This is a genomic window from Paraglaciecola psychrophila 170 (assembly GCF_000347635.1).
Taxonomy (GTDB): Bacteria; Pseudomonadota; Gammaproteobacteria; order Enterobacterales; family Alteromonadaceae; genus Paraglaciecola; species Paraglaciecola psychrophila.
This window is the reverse complement of record NC_020514.1, coordinates 1,802,955-1,828,921: the sequence shown is the minus strand read 5'-3', so window position 1 is coordinate 1,828,921 and position 25,967 is coordinate 1,802,955. Positions and strand designations below refer to the sequence as shown.

At 40.1% G+C, this 25,967-nt stretch carries 20 protein-coding genes; 12 read left to right on the top strand and 8 right to left on the bottom strand.

Features of this window, described 5'->3' with window-relative positions:
- Positions 1-2 precede the first annotated feature (2 nt).
- Genes C427_RS07885 through C427_RS07875 form a run of 3 tightly spaced genes read left to right on the top strand, consistent with a single transcriptional unit; the run spans position 3 to position 2,951 of the window.
- On the top strand, positions 3-899 hold the full coding sequence (locus tag C427_RS07885; RefSeq protein ID WP_007636124.1) for a phytoene/squalene synthase family protein: 897 nt from the start codon (positions 3-5) through the stop codon (positions 897-899).
- Positions 900-907: 8 nt separating this feature from the next.
- The gene (locus tag C427_RS07880; RefSeq protein WP_007636121.1) at positions 908-2,086 is read left to right on the top strand and encodes a lycopene cyclase family protein; all 1,179 of its coding nucleotides are present in this window, start codon (positions 908-910) and stop codon (positions 2,084-2,086) included.
- The gene (locus tag C427_RS07875) at positions 2,079-2,951 is read left to right on the top strand and encodes a Brp/Blh family beta-carotene 15,15'-dioxygenase (protein ID WP_007636119.1); all 873 of its coding nucleotides are present in this window, start codon (positions 2,079-2,081) and stop codon (positions 2,949-2,951) included. Before C427_RS07880 ends, C427_RS07875 begins: the two co-directional genes overlap by 8 nt.
- Positions 2,952-2,957: 6 nt before the next feature.
- On the opposite strand, the gene idi is transcribed toward C427_RS07875, so the two are convergent.
- The 5 genes from idi to C427_RS07855 form a co-directional block, all read right to left on the bottom strand.
- Entirely contained in the window at positions 2,958-3,506 is a 549-nt protein-coding gene (idi, locus tag C427_RS07870; protein WP_007636117.1) for an isopentenyl-diphosphate Delta-isomerase, read from the bottom strand.
- A 117-nt stretch (positions 3,507-3,623) separates the two neighbouring features.
- Complete coding sequence (locus tag C427_RS27285) at positions 3,624-4,568, bottom strand: Gldg family protein (protein WP_236613771.1); 945 nt, start codon at positions 4,566-4,568, stop codon at positions 3,624-3,626.
- On the bottom strand, positions 4,513-5,250 hold the full coding sequence (locus C427_RS27280) for a DUF7088 domain-containing protein (RefSeq protein WP_015430649.1): 738 nt from the start codon (positions 5,248-5,250) through the stop codon (positions 4,513-4,515). The genes C427_RS27285 and C427_RS27280 overlap by 56 nt, the downstream gene beginning before the upstream one ends.
- Complete coding sequence (locus tag C427_RS07860; protein ID WP_007636114.1) at positions 5,250-5,960, bottom strand: ABC-2 transporter permease; 711 nt, start codon at positions 5,958-5,960, stop codon at positions 5,250-5,252. The genes C427_RS27280 and C427_RS07860 overlap by 1 nt, the downstream gene beginning before the upstream one ends.
- Positions 5,953-6,741 carry an ABC transporter ATP-binding protein gene (locus tag C427_RS07855; protein WP_007636111.1) on the bottom strand — a complete coding sequence of 263 codons (789 nt, stop codon included), beginning with the start codon at positions 6,739-6,741 and terminating at the stop codon, positions 5,953-5,955. Before C427_RS07855 ends, C427_RS07860 begins: the two co-directional genes overlap by 8 nt.
- Before the next feature lie 230 nt (positions 6,742-6,971).
- On the opposite strand from C427_RS07855, the gene C427_RS24000 reads away from it, so the two are divergent.
- The 6 genes from C427_RS24000 (at position 6,972) to C427_RS07830 (ending at position 16,077) form a co-directional block, all read left to right on the top strand.
- A complete protein-coding gene (locus C427_RS24000; protein ID WP_015430648.1) occupies positions 6,972-7,244 on the top strand; it encodes a multiheme c-type cytochrome in 273 nt (90 codons plus the stop codon).
- Positions 7,245-7,315: 71 nt separating this feature from the next.
- Positions 7,316-9,232 (top strand): multiheme c-type cytochrome, encoded by a 1,917-nt coding sequence (locus tag C427_RS07850; protein ID WP_015430647.1) that lies wholly within the window; start codon positions 7,316-7,318, stop codon positions 9,230-9,232.
- Positions 9,222-10,382, top strand: a complete 1,161-nt coding sequence (locus C427_RS07845; protein WP_007636109.1) for an iron-containing alcohol dehydrogenase — start codon at positions 9,222-9,224, stop codon at positions 10,380-10,382. Before C427_RS07850 ends, C427_RS07845 begins: the two co-directional genes overlap by 11 nt.
- A gap of 130 nt (positions 10,383-10,512) precedes the next feature.
- Positions 10,513-12,084, top strand: a complete 1,572-nt coding sequence (locus tag C427_RS07840; RefSeq protein ID WP_007636107.1) for a sodium/sugar symporter — start codon at positions 10,513-10,515, stop codon at positions 12,082-12,084.
- A 117-nt stretch (positions 12,085-12,201) separates the two neighbouring features.
- Positions 12,202-15,354, top strand: coding sequence for a glycoside hydrolase family 2 TIM barrel-domain containing protein (locus C427_RS07835; RefSeq protein ID WP_007636106.1), 3,153 nt, complete (start codon positions 12,202-12,204; stop codon positions 15,352-15,354).
- A 15-nt stretch (positions 15,355-15,369) separates the two neighbouring features.
- Positions 15,370-16,077 (top strand): phytanoyl-CoA dioxygenase family protein, encoded by a 708-nt coding sequence (locus C427_RS07830; RefSeq protein WP_007636104.1) that lies wholly within the window; start codon positions 15,370-15,372, stop codon positions 16,075-16,077.
- 51 nt (positions 16,078-16,128) lie between these two features.
- On the opposite strand, the gene C427_RS07825 is transcribed toward C427_RS07830, so the two are convergent.
- On the bottom strand, positions 16,129-18,396 hold the full coding sequence (locus tag C427_RS07825) for a putative bifunctional diguanylate cyclase/phosphodiesterase (RefSeq protein ID WP_007636102.1): 2,268 nt from the start codon (positions 18,394-18,396) through the stop codon (positions 16,129-16,131).
- A gap of 99 nt (positions 18,397-18,495) precedes the next feature.
- A complete protein-coding gene (gene ffh, locus C427_RS07820; RefSeq protein ID WP_007636101.1) occupies positions 18,496-19,881 on the bottom strand; it encodes a signal recognition particle protein in 1,386 nt (461 codons plus the stop codon).
- A 243-nt stretch (positions 19,882-20,124) separates the two neighbouring features.
- On the opposite strand from ffh, the gene C427_RS07815 reads away from it, so the two are divergent.
- Positions 20,125-20,922 carry a cytochrome C assembly family protein gene (locus C427_RS07815; protein WP_007636099.1) on the top strand — a complete coding sequence of 266 codons (798 nt, stop codon included), beginning with the start codon at positions 20,125-20,127 and terminating at the stop codon, positions 20,920-20,922.
- A gap of 57 nt (positions 20,923-20,979) precedes the next feature.
- Positions 20,980-22,281, top strand: a complete 1,302-nt coding sequence (locus C427_RS07810) for an HlyC/CorC family transporter (RefSeq protein WP_007636097.1) — start codon at positions 20,980-20,982, stop codon at positions 22,279-22,281.
- Between the two features lie 241 nt (positions 22,282-22,522).
- Here C427_RS07810 and sixA read toward each other — a convergent pair whose 3' ends face one another.
- Positions 22,523-22,999: a phosphohistidine phosphatase SixA gene (gene sixA, locus C427_RS07805; RefSeq protein WP_015430644.1), complete on the bottom strand. Its 477-nt coding sequence runs from the start codon at positions 22,997-22,999 to the stop codon at positions 22,523-22,525.
- A gap of 134 nt (positions 23,000-23,133) precedes the next feature.
- Here sixA and C427_RS07800 point away from each other — a divergent pair, with 134 nt between their 5' ends.
- A complete protein-coding gene (locus C427_RS07800; protein ID WP_007636093.1) occupies positions 23,134-25,887 on the top strand; it encodes an insulinase family protein in 2,754 nt (917 codons plus the stop codon).
- Positions 25,888-25,967 lie beyond the last annotated feature (80 nt).

Sequence of the window (25,967 nt, the reverse complement as noted above, 5' to 3'; positions counted from 1 at the left end):
CAATGAATGATGACCCAACAGAGCTATTAAAAAAGCATGGCAAGACATTCAACTTTGCACGCCTGTTTTTAGGCTCAGAAACCGGTCTTGCAGCAGCGCGTTTGTATCGATTTTGTCGAATAGTCGACGATATAGCTGATGAAAGTCCAGACCCTGAAATGGCCAAGGTAAAGCTTAATGAACTGAAGGAGTCGATAACACAGAACACGACTGAACATCCTGTGGTGAATGACTTCCTTAGGTTATGTGAAGAGCACCAGATTGAAAGAAAACATGGCATCACGCTGATTGATGGTGTCAGCCAGGATCTCAATCTTGTTGCTTTACCTTCTCTGGAAACATTAATTCAATATGCTTATCGAGTGGCAGGTGTAGTTGGTTTGATGATGGCCCCAATATTGGGCGCCAAAAAAGTAGGATATGCCTTTGCTGTTGATTTAGGGATCGGTATGCAACTCACTAATATTGCTAGAGACGTACTAGAAGATGCTCAAATGGGACGTCGATATCTGCCTGGTGAATGGGTCAACACTCTATCAACATCACAAATTGCGTTGGCAAGTACTGAACACAGAGAACAGATACAAGATGCTATAAAGGTTTTATTGAAGCTGGCTGAAGAATATTATCAAAGCGGACTGGCGGGACTCTACTATCTGCCTCCCCGCAACAGGCGAGCAATTGCTGTGGCCGCCTATGTCTATCGGGATATTGGTAGAAAATTATTGAAAAATGATTGCGATTACTGGCACGGTAGAGTGGTTGTATCAAAACCAAAAAAAATATTCTTAGCATGCCAAGCACTTTGGCATTTAAGTACAGCCGCTATTGCACGCAATGAAACTGCTCATCAAAACGAATTGCATAGTCATCTGCATTATGACATTTTGAACAAGTAACCAGCGCAATGTCCTATGACTATGATTTAATCATCATTGGAGCCGGAGCTGCTGGTCTGTCTCTACTTTTAGCCCTCGATGAGACAAAATATACTCAATCAGTCAAAATTATTGAACGTAGTTCTGGCCCTCAGAACGACCGAATTTGGAGCTTTTGGAATAACAATTCAGTTCCAGATTACCTCAAAGAAATCATTACACGCGAGTGGCAAACATGGGCTATTTCAACAGACGACAGTAGTTTTTCTATGTCCCATACGTATCATCGATACTGCTCCATTAGGTCTGAATCGCTGATGAAATTAGCACTTGAGCGGATCCAAATAAAAACCCACTTTGATATTGAATTTGATAGTGACGTTATGTCTGTGGATTCAGTTAATGACCATGCATTGGTGACAACTCAGCGCAGCCATTTAACAGCTCGATGGGTTATTGATACACGCCCTCCACCATTAAAAACAGATCATAATGGACTCCTTCAGTGCTTTTACGGTGAAGAGATTGTTACCGAAGGTGAGGTGTTTAATCCTTCTTCTGTCAAACTAATGCAACAATTGGCAAGCTCAGAACTGGGAATAGAATTTATATATATTTTGCCTTTCAGTGCCAATCACGCCTTAGTTGAGTTTACCTGTTTCAGTCCGATTGCCTTAGAGCGCTCAGTTTTGCAGGCACGCCTTAAAACTAGAATGCAGGAAATAGTAGGCTCACAGAAATATAAGGTTGAGCGAAAGGAGTGCGCAATGTTGCCCATGTATAATGTTAATGAAAATACCAATAACAAAAACCGACATATTATCTATGCTGGGATAGCGGGTGGCGCAATGAGAGCCTCGACTGGATACAGTTTTCTAGCATGCCAAAGGTGGGCTAAGCAGTGTGCTTCTGAGTTAAAATCTAGACAGTCATTATCTGCATCAACTCCACTATCATTATTCACACCCATCAGCAGCGTTTACCGAAAGATGGATAGACTGATGTTAACTGTTTTAAGAAATGACATGGGCATCGGTGTGACTATTTTTGTGCAGATGTTTAAAAAAGTTAAACCAGCACGTTTTGCGCGTTTTATGACAGAACAAGCGACTATTATTGATTTCATGTGTGTTATATGGGCTATGCCAAAATTTGCATTCTTGCGCGCTTTATTTTCCCGAGGGAAATGGAGTGGCAGAGTTGAGTAAATTACACTACTCCCAGTTTTATATAGGCGTTTGCACCCTAGCGGCCCTTGCCACAATGGCCAATATAAATATGGCTTCGGACAACTTAATCATTGTATTAGCACTAGCTGTAACTTTTTTAGGGCTGCCTCATGGCGCTTTAGACTTTGCTGTTGCAAAATCATTAAACCTTGTGACGTCTGTCTCAACAGCTATTCGATTTGTGACCATTTATAGCGTCGTAGCAGCAACATCTATCAGTTTTTGGATTTGGGTGCCTGATATAGCGTTAGTGTTGTTTTTGTGTATATCGGCGTTTCACTTTTCTGCTGACTGGCGCGCCACTATGCCACTTTTTTCACGAGTGGGCTTGGCTTGCACTTTACTATGTGGCCCTTCGGTTTTATATTCTGCGACACTTACCGATCTCTTCACTGCCTTACTATTGACAACCCAAGCGGCTAATTGGGTAATTCAAGGTATGCAGATAACGTTTTATATTGGGCTATGTGTTTTTTTATATTTCATTATTCAGTTACCGATACACAAAAAAAGTTTAAGTGTATGGCAATACTCTGAGTGGCTGACTCTACTTTTGAGTAGTATTATTTTGAATCCGCTACTTCATTTTGGGCTCTACTTTTGTTTGTTACATTCACCGAAGCACCTTCAGGATGTTGGGGTGAAACTACATGTGAGCGTAAAACGTGCAATCGCTATTAGCCTACCGTTTGTAATACTAACGATTGTCTTAGCGGCAGGTTTGTATGAATTGTTCGCTTCTAGCAATTTAAGTGCTGACTTGCTTCGCTGGATTTTTATTGGACTGTTCGGTTTAACTATGTCGCATATGTTGTTGATTCACTTATGGCACGGCGCAGACTGAAATAATTTACTGAGGAAGATTATGCATTGTATGTTCAAATACCTTTGGAAACCATGCTGCAAAGATATCGGGTTTTTTTAAAAGCTGCTGTAAAACTTCCTTTTCACTCCACCAACGCACTTCCATGACTTCATCAGAGTTTTGCTGCCAATGAACACTGTCCACTTCAGTTACCAGTATTTTATCTAACTCATGCTCAATCATATTATTGTCAAGCTGATACTTATACTGGATTTGACCTATGCTCGACATACTTAAAAACGCACTGATACCCAGTTCTTCGGATACGCGTCGCCTTGCCGCATCTTGTATATTTTCGTCTGGCAAGGGATGTGAACAACAGGTGTTAGCCCAAAGCCCGCCGCTGTGATATTTATGCAGAGCACGTCTTTGAAGTAGATATTCTACATGAAGATTGTTACGACGAATTATCATCAGAGAAAATGCTAAGTGCAGATCACCACGAAGATGAGCCAACATTTTTTCTGCGTAGCCTGTAATTTTGCCTGTGTTGTCAACGAGGGCAACTAGTATTTCTGAAGATTCATTTTTCATAAAATTAAAACAGCGTTCGACCCAAAAAAGATCAATGTTTGTAAGCCTTATATGAAATATGCACTGTTTTAGAACACATTGAAAAAATATGACTAAAGGTGACTTCAAATGAACAGGTTATCTATTTACCTTAGTTCTTAACCAAACTACTAGTCCGGCTATAACAAATATAAACGGTAATAAAAACAAGATGACCATAACTTGCCTTGTCTGTTTACTGGTTAAATTTAAACGTTCAACTTTTATCTCTTTTGCGCTGATAAATGTTTTGTAGTCTAACTCTGCTAACCAGTTAACTAGGTTTACACCCATCTGAGCGTTACTGTATTGGTTGATATAAACGTTGCTTAAAAAGTCTGTATCGGTGAACACTATCAATCGGGTATCTGATAATTTATTAGCTTGTTGTGCTGCATTTTTCTCTTCAATCACTACGTAAGCAAATGGCACCGGCCCAGTTGTATCTGTGTTTGGATCAAATTGAATATCCAAGGTTCTGTTAGTTTCTGCCCAGCTATTTTCTGTTGATGCTGTTGAAACTATGACCGCGTGCTTGATGCTTGCACGACGCTGGGGTAAAACACGAATAGAACGAGGACGCACGTAAAAGGTGTAGTCCAAACCTTCAGTTAATGCCTTATGCCGCCCATAATTTTTAGTCGCAGGGCTGCCGACATCATCACCAATATGGTTGGTAAAATCGACCACAATGTCAGACTGAACATCTAGCCCCCATTGATTAAGAATGGCGTTTAAGCTCGGATTTTGATTAAGTTGGTCTTTGCTCAACGGCTTGTCTGGACTGGTAATCACAGTGTGCTCGATTAAAAATAATGCATCACCACCCTTGGTTAAATAATCACTAATAAGGGTTTCTTCACTTAGCGTTAAGGCATTTTTGGGGCCAGCAATAATCAACACATCACAATCTGCAGGAATTGACTGACTGATACCCAACATCAGCGTTTTACTGGTAATGTTGTTGTCGCTTAACAATTGTTTGAACTTAGATAAACCAGCATATTCCTGACTTGAACTCGAATACTCGCCATGCCCCGTCAGAAAATAAACTGTTCTTGGGGCGCGGCTGACACTGGCTATTGCGTTGGTTAGTTTTTCTTTCAGACAACGCACTCAAGCTAAAATCAACATCTTTACGGTTATCGCCAGATTGAACAATCACTTTTCGCTCATCAGCATTGATTGCATTACCAAATTTTGCAGCGTATGCAATTTGTTCAATCGGATCAATAATGTCGGTCTTAATGACACCAGCAGACACCCTTTCATATTCTTTGAAAAGGTCGAGTAAGTATTTAGGCGGCATGCCCACATGAAATGCTGTTAACTGCACCTCATTGGTTATTGTGCTGATGTACTCGATGGTATTGTTAGATAAGGTATGTTGTTTATTTTGAGTGACATCCCATCTCACGTTCGAGTTATTGGCCAAATAATGACTGACGCTAATAAACCCCACACTGACTGTCACGATGCAAGAAACGATGGTCAACTTCTTCCATCGTTTGAAGCTAAAAAGCGTTATCCTTCTAGCTGAATTAGTTTGCCCAAAACTATGCTTGATTATCAAACTCAGTAACACTAAAAATGCAATGCCACCCAGAGCGGTAAGTGCAATTGCAAAATAACTAAATTGTTGTTCGACGTAAAAAAGCGATAATCCAAGGGTAAGACTTAAGAGTGCAAAACCGCAAAACAACGGCAAAAGATTACGATTATTCATTATTGCCACAACCTATTATCGATACTCAGTCGTGTTAGTACTAAACACAATAAAATACCCGCTAGATAATAAACCACATCACTGGGGGTAATAATGCCTAATGCGAAGTTTTCTAAGTGTGTATGAGTACTCATCTGGATAAGGAAGTGCTCGCCAGAGCCACCCACATATTGAGTGAAACTGGTAGCAAAGTAGAGTGAAAATAAAATTAGATAAGACACCATAGCCGCAATTATTTGGTTCGATGTCCAAGACGAGGCCAGTAAACCAACGGCGATAAAAAAGGCACCTTCTAGCCAAATCCCAAGATAACCCGATAATATGCTGGATGGGTCGGGCTCACCAAAGTATTCAACAATAAAGTAGTAACTAAGGGTTAGACAAATTAACAATGTGAAAAAAATAAGCATACTAAAATATTTACCCAACACAATCATGGTGTGAGTTAAGGGCGAGGTCAGTAAAAATTCCATTGTGCCATTGGATTTTTCTTCAGAAAATAAGCGCATAGTTAACAACGGGATAAAAAACACCAACATAAACTCCATTAGTTGAAACACATCCCGTAGCGACACTTCACGATTTTGATCGATGATTAGAAAAAAGAAAATATTAAACAAAGACAACATCACAATCAAAATAACATAAGCAATCGGCGAACTAAAAAAGCTGTGTAATTCCTTTTTGGTTAAAGCGAAAATTTTATTCATCCGACACCTTAAGTCTTGTTGATTCTGGGGTTTGTGAGGTGTTCTCTGATACCTGAGGTTGGTGGTGATTTATAAAAACCTGCTCTAATGTCAAAGGCTGAAATTGGCTGGTATCTTTGTTTCTCAATAATTTACTTAGATAATCATCAAGCACTATTCGTCCCGACTTAATCATGATGACACGCTGAGCGACTTGCTCTATTTCAGTCAAGGTGTGAGTGCTTAACAATACCGTTCTTTGGTCTCGTTGATTTTTGATCAAGGCCAAGACTTGTTGAATTTGCATCGGATCAAGTCCGCTCGTAGGTTCGTCCAAAATCAGCAGCTTAGGCTCGTGAATAATAGCTTGAGCGATGCCAACACGTTGTTTATAACCTTTAGATAATGTGGCAATAGTTTTTTGTTTAACCTGCTCGAGGTCACATTCTTCGAGTACTTTAGCCAGCTGAATTAATCGTTTGTTTTTGGGTACACCTTTTATTTCAGCTGCAAACTTTAGGTAATACTGCACTGTCATATCGCCATACAGCGGCGGCTTCTCTGGCAAATAACCGATTTTCTGCCGAATGGTCAATGAATGTTTACTCATATCATCACCATCAATGGTGACTGTGCCAGATGACGGGGTAATAAATGAGGTCAAAATACGCATTAAGGTGGTTTTACCAGCACCATTTTTTCCTAAAAGGCCGACAATATCCCCTCTGTTCATTTCAAAGGAAACCTTGTCTAATGCTTGAAATGAACCGAAGTTTTTACTGATGTGTTTAACAATCAACAATGAAAGTGCCCTCCCAAATGAATTCTAGATTATTCTATCGAATTCTCAATTTAAACCTTTTACTACTCAGGCTCACAACCAATGAATAGTCTGCTGCTTGAGTACCTTAATTGTAAAGAGCTTATAGAAAAAGTTAACTCTCACGCAAAGGTTAATTAACTTTTCTTTGTTTGAATTGGGTATGATGTTTAAAATAATTTAAAAGTCTCCAAAATGGTATGGTCTAGTTAATGAAAAGTTTTTTATTTATGTTGTTAGCTTTCCTACTTATAGGATTTTGGAGCAGCGCAAGAGCATCATCCAATCAATATATTGGCTCAGATAGTTGTCAAAGTTGTCATCAGGCTGAACACCAACAATGGCAAACTTCTGATCATCATAAAGCAATGCAATTGCCCAACGATGCAACAGTCTTGGGTGACTTTGGTAACAAAACCGTTGAATTTCATAACATCACCACTCTTTTTTTATTGAAAACAAACGGTACTTTATTAAGACACTAAATAAACAAGGACAAATACAAACCTTCCCAGTTATCTACACGTTTGGTTTTGACCCGCTGCAGCAATATATTTTGGACACTGGCAATGGCCATATGCAGGCGTTTAATATCGCTTGGGATACTCGAACAAAAACCAATGGAGGACAGCGTTGGTTTCATCTGCAACCCAACGAGCCTATTACCAGTGAACATCCGTTTTTTTGGCAACGCCACTTTCAAAACTGGAATAGCCGTTGTGCGGAATGTCATACCACAGGTTATGAAAAAAATTATCAGATAGACACAAATAGTTATGCCACACAATTTGCTGAAGCAACAGTAGGTTGTGAGAGTTGCCATGGTCCGGCTGCATTGCATCAAACTCAGGCTAAAAGTGATAAATTTGATCGCAACAAAGGGTTTACACAATCACTTGCAAAACCGCCAGTATGGGGGTTTTCCCCAAAAGACCCCATCGCTAATTTAGTCAGTGATGGGAACAGCCAATACATGCAGCAGTGCGCCGACTGCCATTCACGGCGCTTACCGATTTCTGATAAAACTCAAAATGTCAGCAAACGTCCAGCTGGCTATCACGATTTGAATACACTGAGTCTAATGTCATCTGAATTGTATTTTGATGATGGCCAAATCAAAGATGAAGTGTTTGTGATGGGCTCATTTTTACAAAGTAAAATGGCCAAAGCAGGTGTAACCTGCTCCAACTGCCACAATCCCCATACGGGTAAATTAAAATTTTCAGGCAACCAAACGTGTACTCAGTGTCATAATGCGACTACTTATGACTTGCCAGAGCACCATCAACATAAAATGGATACCCCGGGTGCTCAGTGTGTAAATTGTCACATGCCAGCTCGTACTTACATGCAAGTAGACGATAGGCGTGACCATAGTTTTGTGATACCCAACGCTGAAGTATCTGCTGCCATCAACTCACCCAATGCCTGTCTAGACTGCCATCAAACGGAAGGATTGTCATGGATAACAACCCAGCTTACAGCCTGGCGTAGTGGCAAAGCTAAGCCTACCCTGCAGCAAGCAACAAAAGAGCATTGGTCAAACATACATTTACTGCCTGAAGCCGAGCGGTTGTCCTTTGCCAAACAAAAACAGCTAGAAACGTCTCCCATGGTTGCTGCAAAATTACTAGAGATCATCAATCGGCAACCTAGCCAAGCTTCAGTCTCATTGGCTATCGAGCAACTCAGCTCAGAACAGCCTTTAATAAGGCGCGCTGCAATCGACGTGTTACGCAATTTGCCCCCTAATAAGGGTTACCAGTATTTATATCCTATGTTGAAAGATCCCGTGAAATCAGTGCGTTTTCATGCCACGTCATTATTGGCCTCTTGGTTATCACAAATGCCAGATACCTTGTTACCAGAGTTAGCCTTTGCCTTAAACGAATACAAAACCTCCTTGTTGCTTACCGCAGACTTTCCTAGCTCGCAACTCAGTCTTGCTCAGTTAGCCTTAGCAACGGGAGACGCAATATTAGCCCAAAAACATTTTGAACAGGCGCTAATTATCGCTCCAAACTTACCTGTGGCCATGTTGTCGTTTGCCGATTTTTGGCGGCAAACCAATAACCAAACAAAAGAACTCGCACTATTAGAAAAAGCCATGGTTTTGCATCCTGATTTTGCCGACGTATTACATCAATATGGTTTGTATTGGGTACGTAAAAAAGAATATTATAAAGCTACAGAATGGTTGGTCAAAGCCACTGAACTGGAAGATGCTCAGCCATATTATGCCTATGTCGCGGCGACGGCTTTAGACTCCATTCAACGCACAAGCCAAGCAATTGACTTGTTATCAGCGGCCAATAAACGCTGGCCACAACAAACAGACTTGCTGTATTCCCTTGCACTTTATGCTGATAAAACGAAAGATAAGGCAGCAATGAAAATCTCATTAGACGAGTTACAAGTCTTAATGCCCAATAACCCTCAGGTTCAACAATGGTTGCAAAAATATGGTCAATAGCATCATTCTTCCCAAAATCATGCAAATAGGCGCAGACGCTCTGAACATGTTGCCCGATACGCTAGTCAGTTTAGGCTGCTGTTTTCCTTGTATTATTACCGATAAGACCATGCTTGAACTTGGATACATGGCCAAAGTCGAGACCCTATTAATCCAACAAAACATACAGTTTGGCCTATTTGCCGAAACGATGCCCGAGCCCAATGATACTTCGATACTCGCAGCTGTCGAGATGGTCAAAAAAAACCATTATGATTGCCTCATTGCTTTAGGCGGAGGCAGTGCAATTGATAGTGCAAAAGCAATTGCCTTATTGGCATCTCACGGTGGCAAAATGAGTGACTATAAAGTCCCCTACCAAGTGGACGAAATCAGTTTACCAGTAGTGGCTATCCCCACTACTGCTGGCACAGGATCTGAAGCAACTAGAGTCACAGTGATATCTGATTCAGCCACTGATGAAAAAATGCTGTGTATGGGTTCAGGTTTAATTCCTGCTGCAGCAATTATCGACTATCAATTTACTTTGAGCTTACCCAGTAGAATTGCAGCAGATACGGGGATTGACGCACTCACCCATGCAATTGAAGCCTACGTGAGTCGCAAAGCGAATCTATTTAGCGATCAACAAGCGATTGCTGCTATGAAACTGATTGCGCCCAATTTGATTAAGGTGTGTCAAGAACCTGATAATCTTGCAGCTAAAGAGGAGATGATGTTGGGTGCTACGTTAGCGGGCATTGCATTTTCGAATGCCTCAGTAGGCTTAGTTCATGGTATGAGCCGACCTATAGGCGTGCATTTTCATGTCCCACACGGCATGAGTAATGCTATGTTATTACCTACTATTACTGAATACTCTCTGCCTGGTGCACCACTAAAGTATGCCGAATGTGCGATGCATATGGGACTGATTGCTAATATTGAAGATGAAACATTGGCCCATCAAACACTTATCAGCGCACTCAAACACATAAATAAGACCCTAGAGGTGCCCACACTCGCTGAGTTTGGCGTTGTGAAATCTGAATATGAGGGCTTATTGGTAAATATGGCTGAACAAGCTTTGGCATCGGGCTCTCCAAATAACAATCCTAAGACTCCCGTTTTAAACGATATCATTAAGTTATATAAAAAAGTCTGGGCATAACTCGTATGAATAGACATAATTTGCTTTTAGCTTAATGTAAATGACGATCCTATCATTCTATTTGCTGCATTTTTTTTGTAAAGCAGTTAGGCTAATAACAAAATACTAACAATAAAAATTAGGACTTTAGATGAATTTAGCAAGCCTCGACATCGCCATTTTTGTGGTTTACGTAATAGGGCTTTTGGCCCTTGCCTTATATATATCCAGAGCAGAAAAAAATCACGAAAGAGATACCAAGGATTACTTTTTAGCCAGTAAATCCCTGCCTTGGTGGGCTATAGGTGCATCACTTATTGCAGCGAACATCTCAGCTGAGCAAATCATTGGTATGTCCGGTTCAGGCTACATACTGGGGTTAGGTATTGCCTCATATGAATGGATGGCGGCGATCACTTTGATCATAGTGGGTAAATACTTTTTGCCTATATTCCTCAAAAATGAAATTTATACGATGCCCCAGTATTTACAGCAGCGTTTTGATGGCCGAGTCAAAACCATTATGGCGGTCTTCTGGTTAGCGGTGTATGTGTTTGTTAATTTGACCGCGGTTTTATGGTTAGGTGGCTTGGCCATTACTACCATTACTGGCGTTGACTTAGCTTACGGTATGATATTTCTTGGTTTATTTTCTATTGCTTATTCATCTTACGGCGGCTTAAAAGCCGTTGCCTACACCGATATCATCCAAGTGGTGTTGTTAGTATTTGGTGGGCTAGTGTTAACTTATATCAGCTTAGATTTAGTCTCAGATGGTAATGGTGTAATAGCAGGGTTCTCGATATTGACAGAATTGGCACCCGAAAAATTTGACATGATATTTGCTGCTGATAGCCCCCACTATATTAGTCTTCCGGGTTTGTCTGTTTTGATTGGTGGCATGTGGGTGATGAACATTTCTTATTGGGGTTTTAATCAATACATAATTCAGCGTGCATTAGCCGCTAAAGACTTGGCCGAAGCACAGAAAGGTATCGCTTTTGCAGCCTACTTGAAAATCTTAGTGCCATTCTTTGTGGTGGTTCCAGGCATAGCAGCATCGGTGTTATTTACTGATTTGGACCGAGCTGATGAAGCTTATCCAAGTTTAATGAACCTGATGCCGGTTGGATTAAAAGGTTTAGTGTTTGCAGCATTGTTCGCAGCAATAGTTTCTTCATTAGCCTCTATGTGCAACAGTATATCTACTATTTTTACTATGGATATTTACTCCCACTTCAAAAAGGATAAAAGCCAAAGTCACTATGTGAAAGTAGGTCGTATTGTGAGTATTGTAGCGCTAATTATTGCGATGATATGCGCCAGACCTTTGCTAGGACAATTTGAACAAGCGTTTCAATACATACAAGAATTCACAGGTTTCTTTACGCCTGGTATAGTGGTTATTTTCTTATTAGGCATGTTCTGGAAAACCATGAATTCAGTCGGTGCTATTACTGCGGCGGTAGGTTCAGCCGCGTTATCCATATTATTTAAAGTGACCTTACCCGCTTTACCCTTTATGGACAGAGTCGGTGTAGTATTTTTAGCCTGCATCGCTCTAGCAGTATTTGCATCTCTGGCAACCCGCAAAAATTATGTGGCTGGAGGCACAGGTGTCGTTTCGCTGGATAAAGTGAACTTCGATACTTCTGGCTCGTTTAACATTCTTGGCATAGGAGTAGTGGTTATTCTAGCCGCGTTGTACGCTACTTGGTGGTAAAACACGGTCGATAATTATCTATAATAAAAGTGGGAGTGCTTTAGTTAAACGTATAATTTGATTAAATAGTGCGTTTGGTGCACTCCCATTGGTTTACATGGCAGTGATAAGGTAAAAATGAAAAAGTATTTTAGTGTTTGGTTGGCTTTCACAACGAGTATGTTTGCCCAAGCCGTGTCTGCACAATCCTTAGATTGGCAAAACCCTGAAGTGTTTAGAATAAACAAAGAGCCCGCTCGGAGCTTTTTTTATAGTTATGACAATGCGCAAGCCGCGTTTTCTAAAACACCTTGGGATCAGGCCAATCATATATTGCTCAATGGCCAGTGGAAGTTTAATTGGGTGGACTCTGTTAAGAAAAAACCCAATGATTTTTACCAAACCAATTTTGACGATAGTCAATGGGGTCAAATTGCAGTGCCTGCTAACTGGGAAGTGAACGGTTACGGCACGCCTTTTTATCATTCTCACCAATGTTTTAAAGCCAATGTAGTGCCACCCGAAATGCCCGCTCATTACAATCCTGTAGGAAGTTATCGAAAAACATTTAACCTGCCGGACGACTGGAATGAAAAGCAAGTATTTGTTCACTTTGGTGCAGTAAAGTCAGCCTTTTATTTATGGGTGAATGGTCAAAAAGTAGGGTATTCACAAGATTCAAAAACTGCTGCTGAGTTTGATATCAGTACTTACCTGCAAGTAGGCGAAAACCAATTGGCTTTACAGGTATATCGTTATTCTGACGGCTCTTATTTCGAATGTCAGGATATGTGGCGAGTCAGTGGTATTGAGCGTGATGTATATTTGTTTGCTACTCCCAAGTTACATATAAAAGACTTCCATGCTTACACTACCCTCACCGACAATTACAGCAAAGGAGAGTTACAGCTCAGTGCTCTGATTGACAATAACCTAAACCGAACAGTCAGTGGGTATCAGTTAAAACTACAGTTGTTTGACCACCAGCAAAAAATACTGTTCGAAAAAAATCTAAATATTGAAAAGCTCTCAGAAAATAAAGTTGCCGTGATTAAATACATCACTAGCATCGACACACCTAATCTATGGAGCGCTGAAGCCCCCTATTTATATGACTTAAAGCTCACTTTATTAGATAGCCAAGGCAAAGACATCGAACATATCGGTCATAACATCGGCTTTCGTTCTACTGAGCTTAAAAATGGCAATATATTGATTAATGGTGAACCCGTGTTGTTTAAAGGGGTTAATCGCCATGAGCATGATCCGGTCACCGCCCACGTGGTGACGCGCGAATTAATGCTCAAAGATGTGCAGTTGATGAAACAGTTCAACATAAATGCTGTGCGCATGGCCCATTATCCCAACGACCCCTATATGTATTATTTAGCTGACTTGTATGGTCTGTATGTAATGGACGAGGCCAATACTGAGTCCCATGGAGTGGGCGCGGCTAATCAAGGCCCATACAACCCTGATACACACCTAGTCAACAAACCAGAATGGGCCGCAGCCTATATTGACAGGGTAAGTAACATGTATCACGCCACTAAAAACAATCCTTCTGTGGTGATGCGTTCACTAGGCAATGAATCTGGTGATGGTCCAAATTTAGAAGCCACCTATGACTGGTTAAAACAACAAGAGCCAAATAGCCCTGTTATCTCTGAACAAGCACAAATGCGCCGTCACACCGATGCTTATGGCCAAATGTATGCCCCTATTAGTGATATTGAGCGATATGCTAAGCGCAAGTTTGATACAACTCGTCCAGTTATTTTAATTGAATACGAGCATGCCATGGGTAACTCCCTTGGAAACTTTAAAGAATACTGGGACAACTTTGAAAAGTATCCTTCTTTGCAGGGAGGTTTTATTTGGGATTGGGTAGACCAAACATTTGCTATGAAGACCCTCGATGGAACACCTTATTGGGGTTATGGTGGTGATTTAGAGCCTGATGCTACCGTTTCGTCTTTGAGTTTTTCAGCCAACGGCTTAGTATTTGCCGATCGCACACCCTACCCTTATCTTTGGGAAGTTAAGAACGTTCAGCAAAATATTGGTTTTAGCAGCGATGATATTGAGACAGGTGTGCTCAATGTCATTAACAAAAATTATTTTGTTAATTTGCAGGGCCAAAGTTTGAGCTGGCAGCTTTTAGCTGAGGGTAACCAAGTTGCACAAGGACAAGGTTTACCATTAAGTGCCAAGCCACAGAAAAGCCAGCAACTTCAATTAGATTATGGGATACAACGGCAACCAGGCGTTGAATATTTTCTTGATGTGCAAGTGACAAGTGATAAAACTAATGGCGTAATCCATCAGGGACATATTACCGCTTGGTCACAATTAGCTTTGCCGATAGTCTCAATACCTGCAGATAAACAACCCGAAGTTAGACTCGCAGTCAGCGATAAAAAACAGGCATACCGTTTTAAAGGTCAAGATTTTAGTTTAAGTATCGATAAAACAACTGGGTTAATAAGCTCAATGGAATATTTTGGCGACGAATTATTAAAGGCGTCACCAAGACCCGACTTTTGGCGCGCTCCTACTGATAATGACTTACCTATTAAGGATTACGGAGACAAAATTGCCCCATGGCAAAAAGCAGGCAAAGACACTGCGCTAGTGTCGATAAAGCTCACAAAAGAGTCTAATTATCAGGCAAAAGTTGAAGTTGAACATTACATTAGTGCAATAGAGAGCCGTTACTTCACCACTTATCATGTGTTTGGAAATGGAAAAGTAAAAGTGGAGGTGTACTTTTATGCCGCACCACACAAAAAACAATCTGACATTCCGCGCTTGGGCACTTTATTTGAGTTAGACAAACAGTACTCGCAAGTTACCTGGTATGGTCGTGGCCCACACGAAAACTATATGGACAGAAAAACATCAGCACATGTCGGTCAATATCAAAGTAACGTGGCAGATTTGTATGTTCCGTATGTGCGCCCCCAAGAAAATGGTTATCGCAGCGATGTGCGTAATGTGTCATTTCATAATCAAGATGGTAAAGGCATTACCTTTAAAGGTGCTCCGCTAATTGGTTTTGGTGCCCAGTATTATGATACTGCCGACTATCACGCCACAGCCGCACAAGTGAAAGCCAAAAACATTCACCCTCATGAACTACCAAAAAAACAAAGGATCTTTGTGAATATAGATTATATGCAACGTGGTGTAGGTGGCACTAATACTTGGGGAGCTGAACCATTAGCTGACTATATTATTCCGTATTTGGATTATCAGTATTCTTATTCGTTTGAACCTTACAAGCAGTAAGCTGGGATAGTCATCATGAACATGACAGAATTGAGCAACACTTTCTGGCAACAGGGATACCTTGTTATAGAAGGTTTATTTTCAGCAGAAAACATGGATAAGCTACAAAGTATAATTCTAGGGCACTATGGTTTAAATCCCGAATATGAACATGAAGCGGCGTTCTTATCAAAATCAGCTACTGAAGTAATTCCTTGGTTTCCACAGTTGTCTGGTAAACAAGGTTTTGATGAGATTGAGCATTGCAATCAAATGGAGACACTGACGGAAGCTATCTTAGGAAAGGGTTGGAAATCACTATATTGCATGACCATGTTTTCAAAAAAAGGGACCAAAGGACAAGCTTGGCACCAAGACTGTCTACCGGACGATCCTCAACAATTTAACCTTAACCGTCTTGTTTACACCATGGACATTAATGCTCATGTAGGTGGCGAGCTATTAGTGATGCCGGGCAGTCATCGACTAGGTAAATTGCCAGCAGGCGAAGTCAATGAAGATTTTTCCGAGCAAGTCATATTGGCTCCTCAAAAAGGCACTTTGGTCATGATACACGGCCATACATGGCATCGTGTTTTACCTGTCAAAGGTGAATATCGTTTATCCACCAATTACAGAGCAATACCACAAAACACGCCTGAAGATATCACCGACATTTGTGTTTATCGCAACATGCTTTATCAATTTTCGACATCTAAAGTATTGGAAGACAGACAAGTCTAAAATTTGCGTGCCCAAATATAAGGTTTCTAAAGCACTCTCAAATGTGGAGTACTAAGGCGATCTTTGGTGTTTCACAAAATCAATAAAATCTTGTTCAGGCAGTGGATGGCTAAAGTAAAAACCTTGTATTTCATCACAACCCATTGAGGCGAGAAGTTCCAGCTGTTCAGGCCCTTCAACACCCTCTGCTATCACCTTTAATTCTAGGTTACGTCCTAATTCGATAATAGTGCGTACAATCGACTGGTCTGCTGCTTGATGTTCAATATCTTGTATAAAAGATTGGTCAATTTTGAGTTTGTCTATATTAAATTTACGAAGATAACTGAGTGACGAATAACCTGTACCAAAATCATCAATGGCCAAGTGCACGCCCAGTTTTTTGAGTTGTGCTAAGGTTTCAATCGCCTCATTTTCATTATATATAATGACACCTTCGGTCACTTCTAATTCTAAATTTTTTGCTTTGAGTCCAGTATCTTTTAAAACTTTGGTAACTTTACTCAAGAAGTCTTTGCGGCCAAATTGAAGCGGTGAAATATTGACGGCTATGACTAAATCATTCCAGCCTAAACTCACTAGATTTTTAGCTTTTTGACATGCAGTGTACAAGATCCAATCGCCCAATTTATCAATAAGTCCTGCACGTTCAGCCAAAGGGATAAATTCACTAGGAGAGATCCATTGACCGTTTCTCTGCCAGCGAATAAGAACCTCAGCCCCAATGATTTTTTCACTAGAAAGTGACATCTGAGGCTGAAAATATAACTCAAACTGAGCCATTTCAATTGCTATACGCATATCTTCAATTAATTGTTGTTCATAATATAACTTTTCGCCTAATTGAAGATTAAACAACACGTGAGTTTTATCTCCACTACTGGCCGATTTATCTAATGCTGCAAGTGAATTTTTGTGTAGTTGTGAATAATTACTGCCATGATCGGGGTAGTTGGCAAATCCGAAATCAAGTTGCACTTGGTATTGGCAATGGAAAATCGTTGAGGCTATTTTTTGATCTATTTGATCAACAAAATTGTCTACCTGCTTGTTGCTTAAATCACCGCTGCAGATTAGGGCGAAACTTTTTTCGCCTACATAAAAAATTCGACAACCAGCGTTGTCTATGGTCGACAATATATTCTCTAAAGAGGTAGCAACTTCTCTAACGACTGTCGATGCCACCGTTACACCTTGCCCAGAAATCAACTGACTAAATGAGCGGATCTCAATGAGTCCAAGTGTGAATTTTTGCTCGGCTTTACACAACTGAGTAACCGTTTTTTCTAACTCATAATGGTTGAGAAGGCCCGTTTGTAAGTGATGACTTGCTCTATATTGTAATTCTAGTTCGAATTTTTTACGTTCGGTAATATCAGTTAGGTGCATATCCCATTGCCGTTGATCTTCCAACCAATGCAAGTCACATTGAAAGTACAACTGTGCAATTTGATATTCAAACTGTTTAGAATCAGCTTTACCCTCAACTAGAATTTCTTTTTGATGCACTTTAATATCTTTGGCCAACAACAACTTAGCGTTGCCTATACCTAGATTCAACCTTTTGAGTAAGTTATCAGTGGCCGGATTACAATAGGTCACGGTATTTTGGTTATCCAGACTGATGACTGGGTTGGGATTTCGAGTCGAAAAAAGTGAAAGCCTTTGGTTATTAACCGCAGTGGAAAGATAAGCTTTTAATGCTTTAGCGACTATATAAGCCAATATTAAGGAGGCTAAACCATATAAAGTAACAAATAGTCGCACTAACTCAAGACCATTTGTAATAACGTGTTCTGATTGTTCTACTTTATCTGCTGTAAGGCTAATTAATTGCTGAATTTGCGGACTTGTTGCTCGTCGTACATCACTAATAATGCGCAATTGTTGGCGGGCCAAAGCCCAATCAGTTTCGGACCCCGTTATATTTAGCACAAACTCATCGGCGAGTAGGTTTAACTCTTTCAAGCTTGTCTGTGTGATTTGAAGAGGTGGGATATCGCCAAATCTAACCACCAACTCTTCGAAAACGCGCTGAGCTTGTTGATTAGCTTCAGAATAACCAAGCTCAAAATTTTGCTGCTGCTCAGTAGCGTAGAATTCGTACAAAAAGCGTTCTTTTTCTATCAAACTATTATTTAATTTACGCAGCAAATCATAAGCAGGAATTTGTTGGGAAATAAGCTCAACAGTTTTTTTGGCGATATAATCGCCCTTATAAAAGACCACACCACTAACCACAATCCCTAAAACTAGCACAATGGCAAAAATAACGTTAATGAGTCTGTGAGAGAGCTGGTTGACAATGTTAATCGACAATTCAAAAACCTATTTAGGTATCATTTATATAAAGGTGGTTGCTAGGACAACATTACAACAAAAAGATATGTATATGTTCTCCACAACCACGTTAAGTTTCTAACGAGAAGGAGGCATGCCGCCCATTCCTCCAGGCCCACCCGGTGGCATCATGCCTTTCATATTACTCATCATTTTTTTCATGCCGCCGCCCGACATTTTTTTCATCATTTTTTGCATCTGAGTAAATTGTTTTAGCAATCTGTTGACGTCTTGAATTTGTGTACCTGATCCGGCTGCTATGCGGCGTTTACGCCCACCTTTTATTACGTCAGGGCGGGTGCGTTCGCCAGGCGTCATTGAATTGATGATCGATTCCATTTGCACAAAAGATTTATCGTTCGCTTTTTCTTTAATTTGCGCTGTCATGTTGCCCATACCTGGCATTTTATCCATCATCGACATCATGCCGCCCATGTTACGCATTTGCTCCAGTTGTTCTTTGAAGTCCTGTAAATCGAAGCCTTTACCTTTCTGTACCTTTTGAGCTAGTTTCTGCGCTTTATCTTTATCAACTTTGCGCTCAACTTCTTCAATCAAGGTGAGAACATCACCCATCCCCAAAATACGCGAGGCAATACGCTCTGGATGAAATGCCTCGAGAGCATCAAGTTTTTCGCCCATACCGATAAATTTAATCGGTTTTCCAGTAATATGCCTGACCGATAACGCCGCTCCGCCACGAGCATCACCATCGGCTTTGGTTAGAATTACGCCGGTTAAAGGTAATGAATCGTTAAATGCTTTGGCTGTATTCGCTGCATCTTGCCCCGTCATGGCGTCAACTACAAACAACGTTTCAATGGGGTTAATAGCTTTGTGTAATGCTTGGATTTCTCCCATCATTTCACCATCAACGTGTAGGCGACCAGCGGTATCCACTAGCAATACGTCAAAGAAATGTTTACGAGCAAAATCTATTGCAGCATTAGCAATATCAATCGGTTTTTGATCCTCTGATGAAGGAAAAAACTCAACATCGACTTCTTTCGCTAATGTTTCTAGCTGTTTGATTGCAGCAGGACGATATACATCAACACTGACAACCAGTACTTTTTTCTTTTCGCGCTGCTTCAATAGCGCAGCTAACTTACCCACACTGGTAGTTTTACCCGCTCCTTGCAAACCAGCCATTAATACGACTGCTGGAGGTTGTGCAGCTAAATTCAGTGATTCGTTGACCTGCCCCATTACCGACTCTAGCTCGGATTGGACAATTTTTATAAAAACCTGACCAGGATTTAGGCTTTTGCTGACTTCGGTGCCTACTGCACGCTCTTTTACTTGGCCAATAAAATCTCTTACGACAGGTAAGGCAACATCAGCTTCAAGTAATGCCATACGCACTTCACGTAAGGTATCTTTGATATTATCTTCGGTGAGTCGCCCTTTTCCGCTAAGATTTTTAAGGGTTTTGCCTAAGCGTTCGCTAAGATTTTCAAACATATACTGTGTTACCTACAAATTTCTATGAGATTATTATATAGAAGATGCAAGCAGATAAGAATGCTCAAGGGCATATCAACATAGAGATTTTGTAAGTTAATGCTTAAAACTGAGTTGAGCTATGTAATGTATTGAGAATTAGTGTTATTTTTATGCTTACTACGTTGTCACTTTGTGTATGGAAAATTCAGTAAACAAAATGTTTATCTCAAACCTTGCCAATATTATTTCAAGAAATTTATCATGCTAATGGATGCCATTTGTTTTGTTTTTTATATGCTGGCGTCAGGCGTCATAGTTACCGGTATGTTTCAAGAAAAAGGGCCCAACAAATTTGCCGCTATAATGTGTGTTCTAATAGCTATGGGGTTACACATCGCTATTTTAAGAAGCGGCATACTTGTTGCGCCTGAGATGGGACAGAACATGAGTATGCTAAATGTAGCCTCATTAGTGGGTTGGATAATTAGCGTTACTATGCTGGTGGCGTCGTTTAGATTACCTAATACGATTTTGCTACCCGTGGTGTACAGTTTTACTGGCCTGATCGTACTTTTGAGCGGTTTGATTCCCAGTGCTCATCTCATACAAATTAATGTGAAGCCTAATTTATTAATCCATATTAGTTTAGCTCTGTTTGCTTATGCATGCTTAGCCATCGCTTCTTTGTATGCAGTGCAATTGTCTTATATAAATTTTCGCTTAAAGGAAAAGAACGCATCGATGCTGCATTCCTCTTTACCTCCTTTGATGGCGGTAGAAAATATTCTATTTAAATTATTGTTAGTGGGCACAGTTTTACTGACATTATCATTAATCAGTGGATTTATGTTTTTGGATAACATGTTTGCCAAAGAACAGGCCCATAAAACCATTCTGTCTCTTTTAGCATGGGGACTGTACAGCGTTGTTGTGATAGGCCATTTGTTGTTTGGATGGCGTGGTAAACCGGTGATATGGTCAACTATTATTGGTGGGGTATTACTCACTCTGGCCTATTTTGGCAGCCGCTTTGTTAGGGAAGTGATACTTAACGCTTGAATAGCATCTAAATAGCCCTTAAAGTGCGAGTTCTTTATTACCATAGGATTTCCATAGTTGGAAGACATCGCCACCAGCAGCTTATTCATAATTCTCGGTGTTTTGATTTTACTCTCTGCATACTTTTCAAGCTCAGAAACTGGCATGATGTCGATTAATCGATATCGTCTCAAACATCTTGAGAATGAAGGTCATAAAGGTGCAATCAGAGTACAAAAACTGTTACAACGCCCAGATAGGCTGATTGGATTAATTCTAATCGGTAACAATCTTGTCAATATTGCTGCCTCATCTATCGCCACCATTATTTGTATGCGTTTGTTCGGTCATCTAGGTCTTGGTGTCGCGACTGCCATAACAACACTTTCTTTGACCCTAGTCATTTTGATTTTTGCAGAAGTCACGCCAAAAACGCTCGCAGCTTTATATCCAGAAAGAATATCATTTCCTAGCTCGATTATTTTATTGCCGCTACTGACGCTGCTTTACCCATTAGTGTATTTGGTTAATGGTATATGTAACGGTTTATTAGCGCTTATTCGAGTGCGACATAACGGTGACGATGGTAATAGTCTTAGCCGCGAAGAGCTGCGAACGGTGGTGCATGAAGCAGGCGCGATGATCCCGAAGAAGCACCAAGATATGTTAATGGGTATTCTCGATCTCGAAAACGTCACGGCTGAAGATATCATGGTGCCGCGCAGCGATATTGTCTCTATTGACATTAATGACGAATGGAAAGATATCCAAAAACAATTAGTTAACTCACAGCACACCAGGGTTTTGTTGTATCGAGATAGCATAGATGATGCTGTAGGTTTTGTTCATGTGCGTGACGCATTGAGGTTGTTATCTAAAGATCAGTTCACCAAAGCCACATTACTCAGAGCTGTTCGCGAAATCTATTTCACACCTGAGTCCACTCCATTACATACTTTGATGTATAAATTTCAAGAGGAAAAAGAACGTATTGGTTTAGTGGTAGATGAATACGGCGATATTCAAGGCTTAGTCACGTTAGAAGATATATTGGAAGAAATTATCGGTGACTTTACTACCAGCTTTTTGCCTGATCACAGTAAAGAAGCCAATGTTCAACCAGACGGTAGCGTGTTAATTGATGGAAGTGCCAATATACGTGAGCTCAACAAGGAATTGGATTGGAAATTTCCTACAGAAGGGCCTAAAACCTTGAACGGGTTAATATTAGAGTATTTAGAAGATATTCCAGAAGCCAATATCAGTGTACGTCTTGCAGGTTATCCGATCGAAGTACTGGAGATGAAAGACAATATGGTTAAAACGGTGCGCGTAATACCTGAGTTTTATCGAAGCGAAGATCAAAGCTCATCAGATTAGTTCGAACCTTGCTTTTTTCTCGGTTACTTTTAATTTTATTTTTTAAAAATTCTATTTATTGTTAAAGATTGACAGGCGCTAGTATATACCATGAAGCTCATCATCGTGAATCAGTTGCGGTTCATTTACATGGTATTCCAACGCCTATTTCAAAACAGCGGGCAGAATTTTTCTGATCATATTTAAGATATCAGTAAATTATTCAGTCTTCTTAAGGCTCATCATTTGTATTTATCTATATTTAAACAGGGTGATAAATCCTTTCTATTTTGCCCCCGCCAACAGCGAGATCGTAATCAACGATCACCATACTGGATGTATCAAATAGCATGGACTGTTTGTCGATGTGCACTTCTTCTAGAAAGTAACTCACAAATGGCATATGACTGACAATCAAAATAACCCGAGGTTGTGATTCGTCGTTAAATAAAACGTTAACGAAGTCATGAGCATTTTTAGTGTCGCCTTCGGGTATAACGTATTCACAGACTTGTTTCTCTGTCACCACAACCTGCTTACTGAGTTGCTGATACGTTTGTTGTGCACGAACATATGTACTTACTAAGGCAATATCGACCGGACTATCCACGCCTAAGTAATTATTTAACCATTTACCAGCAGTTCTCGCCTGTTTTTCACCTATGCTGGTTAAGCTTCGCGTGCTGTCCTGCACTCGAAACCTTTCAGCTTCGCCATGACGCATGATAATTAACTTCATAATTCTCGCGGAATTCATATTTAAAACATTAATGCTTGTTGTGTCTAATATAACAAAAATATAATTAAAAATACTGCACCATTAAAAAATTAAGTTTATGCTTAAAATGTCTTTCAACTTAGGGAAAGAGAATTTTGCTAAAAAGTGCCTACGACATTCGTCAATTTAACCACATTGAATTGGCTAATGGGCTGCGAATATTATTAATCCAAGACCCAAATTGTGCAAAAAGTGCCTGTTCTGTGACTTTCAACGTGGGCCATTTCAATGATGACAAAGATTGCCACGGCATAAGTCACTTATTGGAGCACATGCTGTTTTTGGGAAATGAAGAGTTTGCTGAAGTCAACGCGTTTAATGATTTCATTGCCACCCACGGAGGCAGTATTAATGCGTTAACAGGTACCGAATACAGCAGCTATTTTTATGAAATTGCAGCTGAATATGAGCAACAAGCTTTAGCCCATCTATATGCCATGCTCAGTAAGCCTAGTTTCTGTGAGGCGCTTATTGAAAAAGAAATCAATGCTATCGATGCAGAATTTTTATTAAAACAAAAAGATGATTTGAGGCGTCTTTATCAAGTACATAAAGAAACATGCAACCCAGCACATCCTTTTAGCCAGTTTTCGGTGGGTAATCATCAAACATTCAAGCCTTTCACACCTTTGCAACTCAAACAAAAATTACAACGGCTATTTGAGCGTTTTTACCAACCTCAAAATGCCTGTTTATGCCTAATCAGTCAGCAACCACTGTCTGTCATCGAAGAGTCTGTGCGTCAACAGTTTAGCAATTGGCAATCAAAAGGTAAGTTTACGAGCGAACCGCTGCCTTCACTTTACCTTGAGCATAATTTAGGTGTGCAGATTAATATTTTACCTTTGCAAAAAGCGCGAAGGATGATTTTAACTTTTGCGCTTCCCCAGCAGCATACTCATTACAGAAGTAAACCTTTAAATGTTTTAAGCCATATTTTAGGTGATGAAGGTGAAGGGGGTTTATTACATTTCTATAAAACGAAAAACTGGGCCACAAGTTTGAGTGCAGGTGGCGGTATAGAAGGCAGTACTTTTAAAGATTTCAACATAAACCTTCAACTAACAGACGAAGGTATTCAATATGCCGACCAAGTAATTACAGCGCTTTTCTCATATATCCATTTAATAAAAGAAAACAGTATTGAAACTTGGAGAATCGAAGAAACCGCCACTCTTAATCAACTCATGTGGGATTTTCCTGATCAGGCCAAGCCGATTGATGAAGCTTGCCACTATAGCCAGGCAATGTTTGAATACCCGCCACAGCACATAATTGCAGGTGACTACCTACTGGATAAGCCAGCAGTGGATATTGTTTTAGAAATGTTAGGTTTTTTCTACCCCAAAAATATGCGTATTAAAACGGTTAATCCATGTGTCAAAACCACTCATAAAGCCAAGTGGTATGATACGCCTTACAGTGCTGAACCCATTAAACCAGCACGCTTGAATTCTTTTCTGAGTGGAAATTGGAAGTCGAACTTTGCATTACCACAAGCCAATCAGTTTTTACCCCCTTGCAAACCAGTTAAACCCATTTCAGTTGAATTTGTTTTACCCGTACACATTATTAATGAGAATGGATTAGACATTTGGTATGGACAAGATGATAAGTTTCATCAGCCCAAGGGTGATTGTTTCTTAACCTTTGATTGCCAAACAGTGAATGAAGGTATTCAGCTCACAACAGCTAAAATGTTATGGGTTGCATTGTTAAATGAAAAGCTCAAACAAAAGTACTATCAGGCCAATCTGGCTGGCATGCATTTTCACTTCTATCCTCATCAAGGTGGTTTTTCTCTACAAACTAATGGGTTTAGTGCAAACCAGTTAGAATTTTGCACCAATCTTTTGACCCAAATTGTGGCCAATAAAGATTTTTCTAGTAGCTTTTCACAAGTAAAAGCAAAACAATATCAGAGGCTCTCTAGCGCTTTATTAAATAAACCCATCAACCGTCTTTTTTCAAAACTTTCAGTGCTAATGCAGCAACAGAACCACGCGCCATCAGAGATGTCTCACATCATGCAGAACTTAACGCCCGATGATATTGGAGTTGCCAAAGAAAAGTTACTCAGTCAATTTTATTTAGAAGGATTGATGTATGGTGATTGGAGCGCAGAAGAAGCATACAAATTCAGTGCTGATATCAAAAAATTCAGAATGAAGCATAACACATGTGACAAAGTCTATAGAGGTGTAACAGATATTAGACACAGCAAAGCTATTTCCTATCAAGTAGAGTGCCAACATAAAGATCCTGCTGTTGTTATATACTTTCAAGCCCCAGACGCTAGTCTCAAAAATGTGGCACTTACCATACTTGCAGAACAATTAATTGCGACCCCATTTTTTAATCAACTGCGCACCGAGCAACAACTAGGATACTTAGTAGGCAGTGGCTACATTCCCTACAATCAGCATCCAGGAATAGGCTTTTATATTCAGTCACCGCATCACCCTGCTGAGTACCTTATTGAAGCCATTCATCTGTTTCTGCAGCAAATCATCGAAAACATTAACCAGTTCAGGCATGTATGGGACTCACTCAAAAAGGGTGTAATGAAACAATTGATGGAGAAAGACACTAACCTAAGTATGAAAAGTCAAAGATTATGGATGGCTATTGGTAATCAAGACAAGACATTTACATATAGCGCTCAAATGACCCAAACAATTTTAGATATTGATTTTTCGCAGCTCAAAGCCTACCTAATTGCACTCGTATCGCGACAAGGTTTTGGAGAAGCCATTTTATACAGCTCAGGGCAATACGGCTCAATTTCTTACAAAACCGAAGTGATAACGGATATTCAACGTTTTAAATCCAGCAGCCAATATCTTTGATAATTGAGTAAATTAGCTAAAAAAACAGCAAACAGTCACATTTATTATTAAGACTCCTATTTTAACAAGATTAATACTTG

Bases quoted from the DNA above. Each gene is read 5' to 3' on its own strand.
- C427_RS07885 (WP_007636124.1), top strand. From the start codon at position 3: ATGAATGATGACCCAACAGAGCTATTAAAAAAGCATGGCAAGACATTC.
- C427_RS07880 (WP_007636121.1), top strand. From the start codon at position 908: ATGTCCTATGACTATGATTTAATCATCATTGGAGCCGGAGCTGCTGGT.
- idi (WP_007636117.1), bottom strand. From the start codon at position 3,506: ATGAAAAATGAATCTTCAGAAATACTAGTTGCCCTCGTTGACAACACA.
- C427_RS27280 (WP_015430649.1), bottom strand. From the start codon at position 5,250: ATGAATAATCGTAATCTTTTGCCGTTGTTTTGCGGTTTTGCACTCTTA.
- C427_RS07860 (WP_007636114.1), bottom strand. From the start codon at position 5,960: ATGAATAAAATTTTCGCTTTAACCAAAAAGGAATTACACAGCTTTTTT.
- C427_RS24000 (WP_015430648.1), top strand. From the start codon at position 6,972: ATGAAAAGTTTTTTATTTATGTTGTTAGCTTTCCTACTTATAGGATTT.
- C427_RS07845 (WP_007636109.1), top strand. From the start codon at position 9,222: ATGGTCAATAGCATCATTCTTCCCAAAATCATGCAAATAGGCGCAGAC.
- C427_RS07840 (WP_007636107.1), top strand. From the start codon at position 10,513: ATGAATTTAGCAAGCCTCGACATCGCCATTTTTGTGGTTTACGTAATA.
- C427_RS07835 (WP_007636106.1), top strand. From the start codon at position 12,202: ATGAAAAAGTATTTTAGTGTTTGGTTGGCTTTCACAACGAGTATGTTT.
- C427_RS07830 (WP_007636104.1), top strand. From the start codon at position 15,370: ATGAACATGACAGAATTGAGCAACACTTTCTGGCAACAGGGATACCTT.
- ffh (WP_007636101.1), bottom strand. From the start codon at position 19,881: ATGTTTGAAAATCTTAGCGAACGCTTAGGCAAAACCCTTAAAAATCTT.
- C427_RS07815 (WP_007636099.1), top strand. From the start codon at position 20,125: ATGCTAATGGATGCCATTTGTTTTGTTTTTTATATGCTGGCGTCAGGC.
- sixA (WP_015430644.1), bottom strand. From the start codon at position 22,999: ATGAAGTTAATTATCATGCGTCATGGCGAAGCTGAAAGGTTTCGAGTG.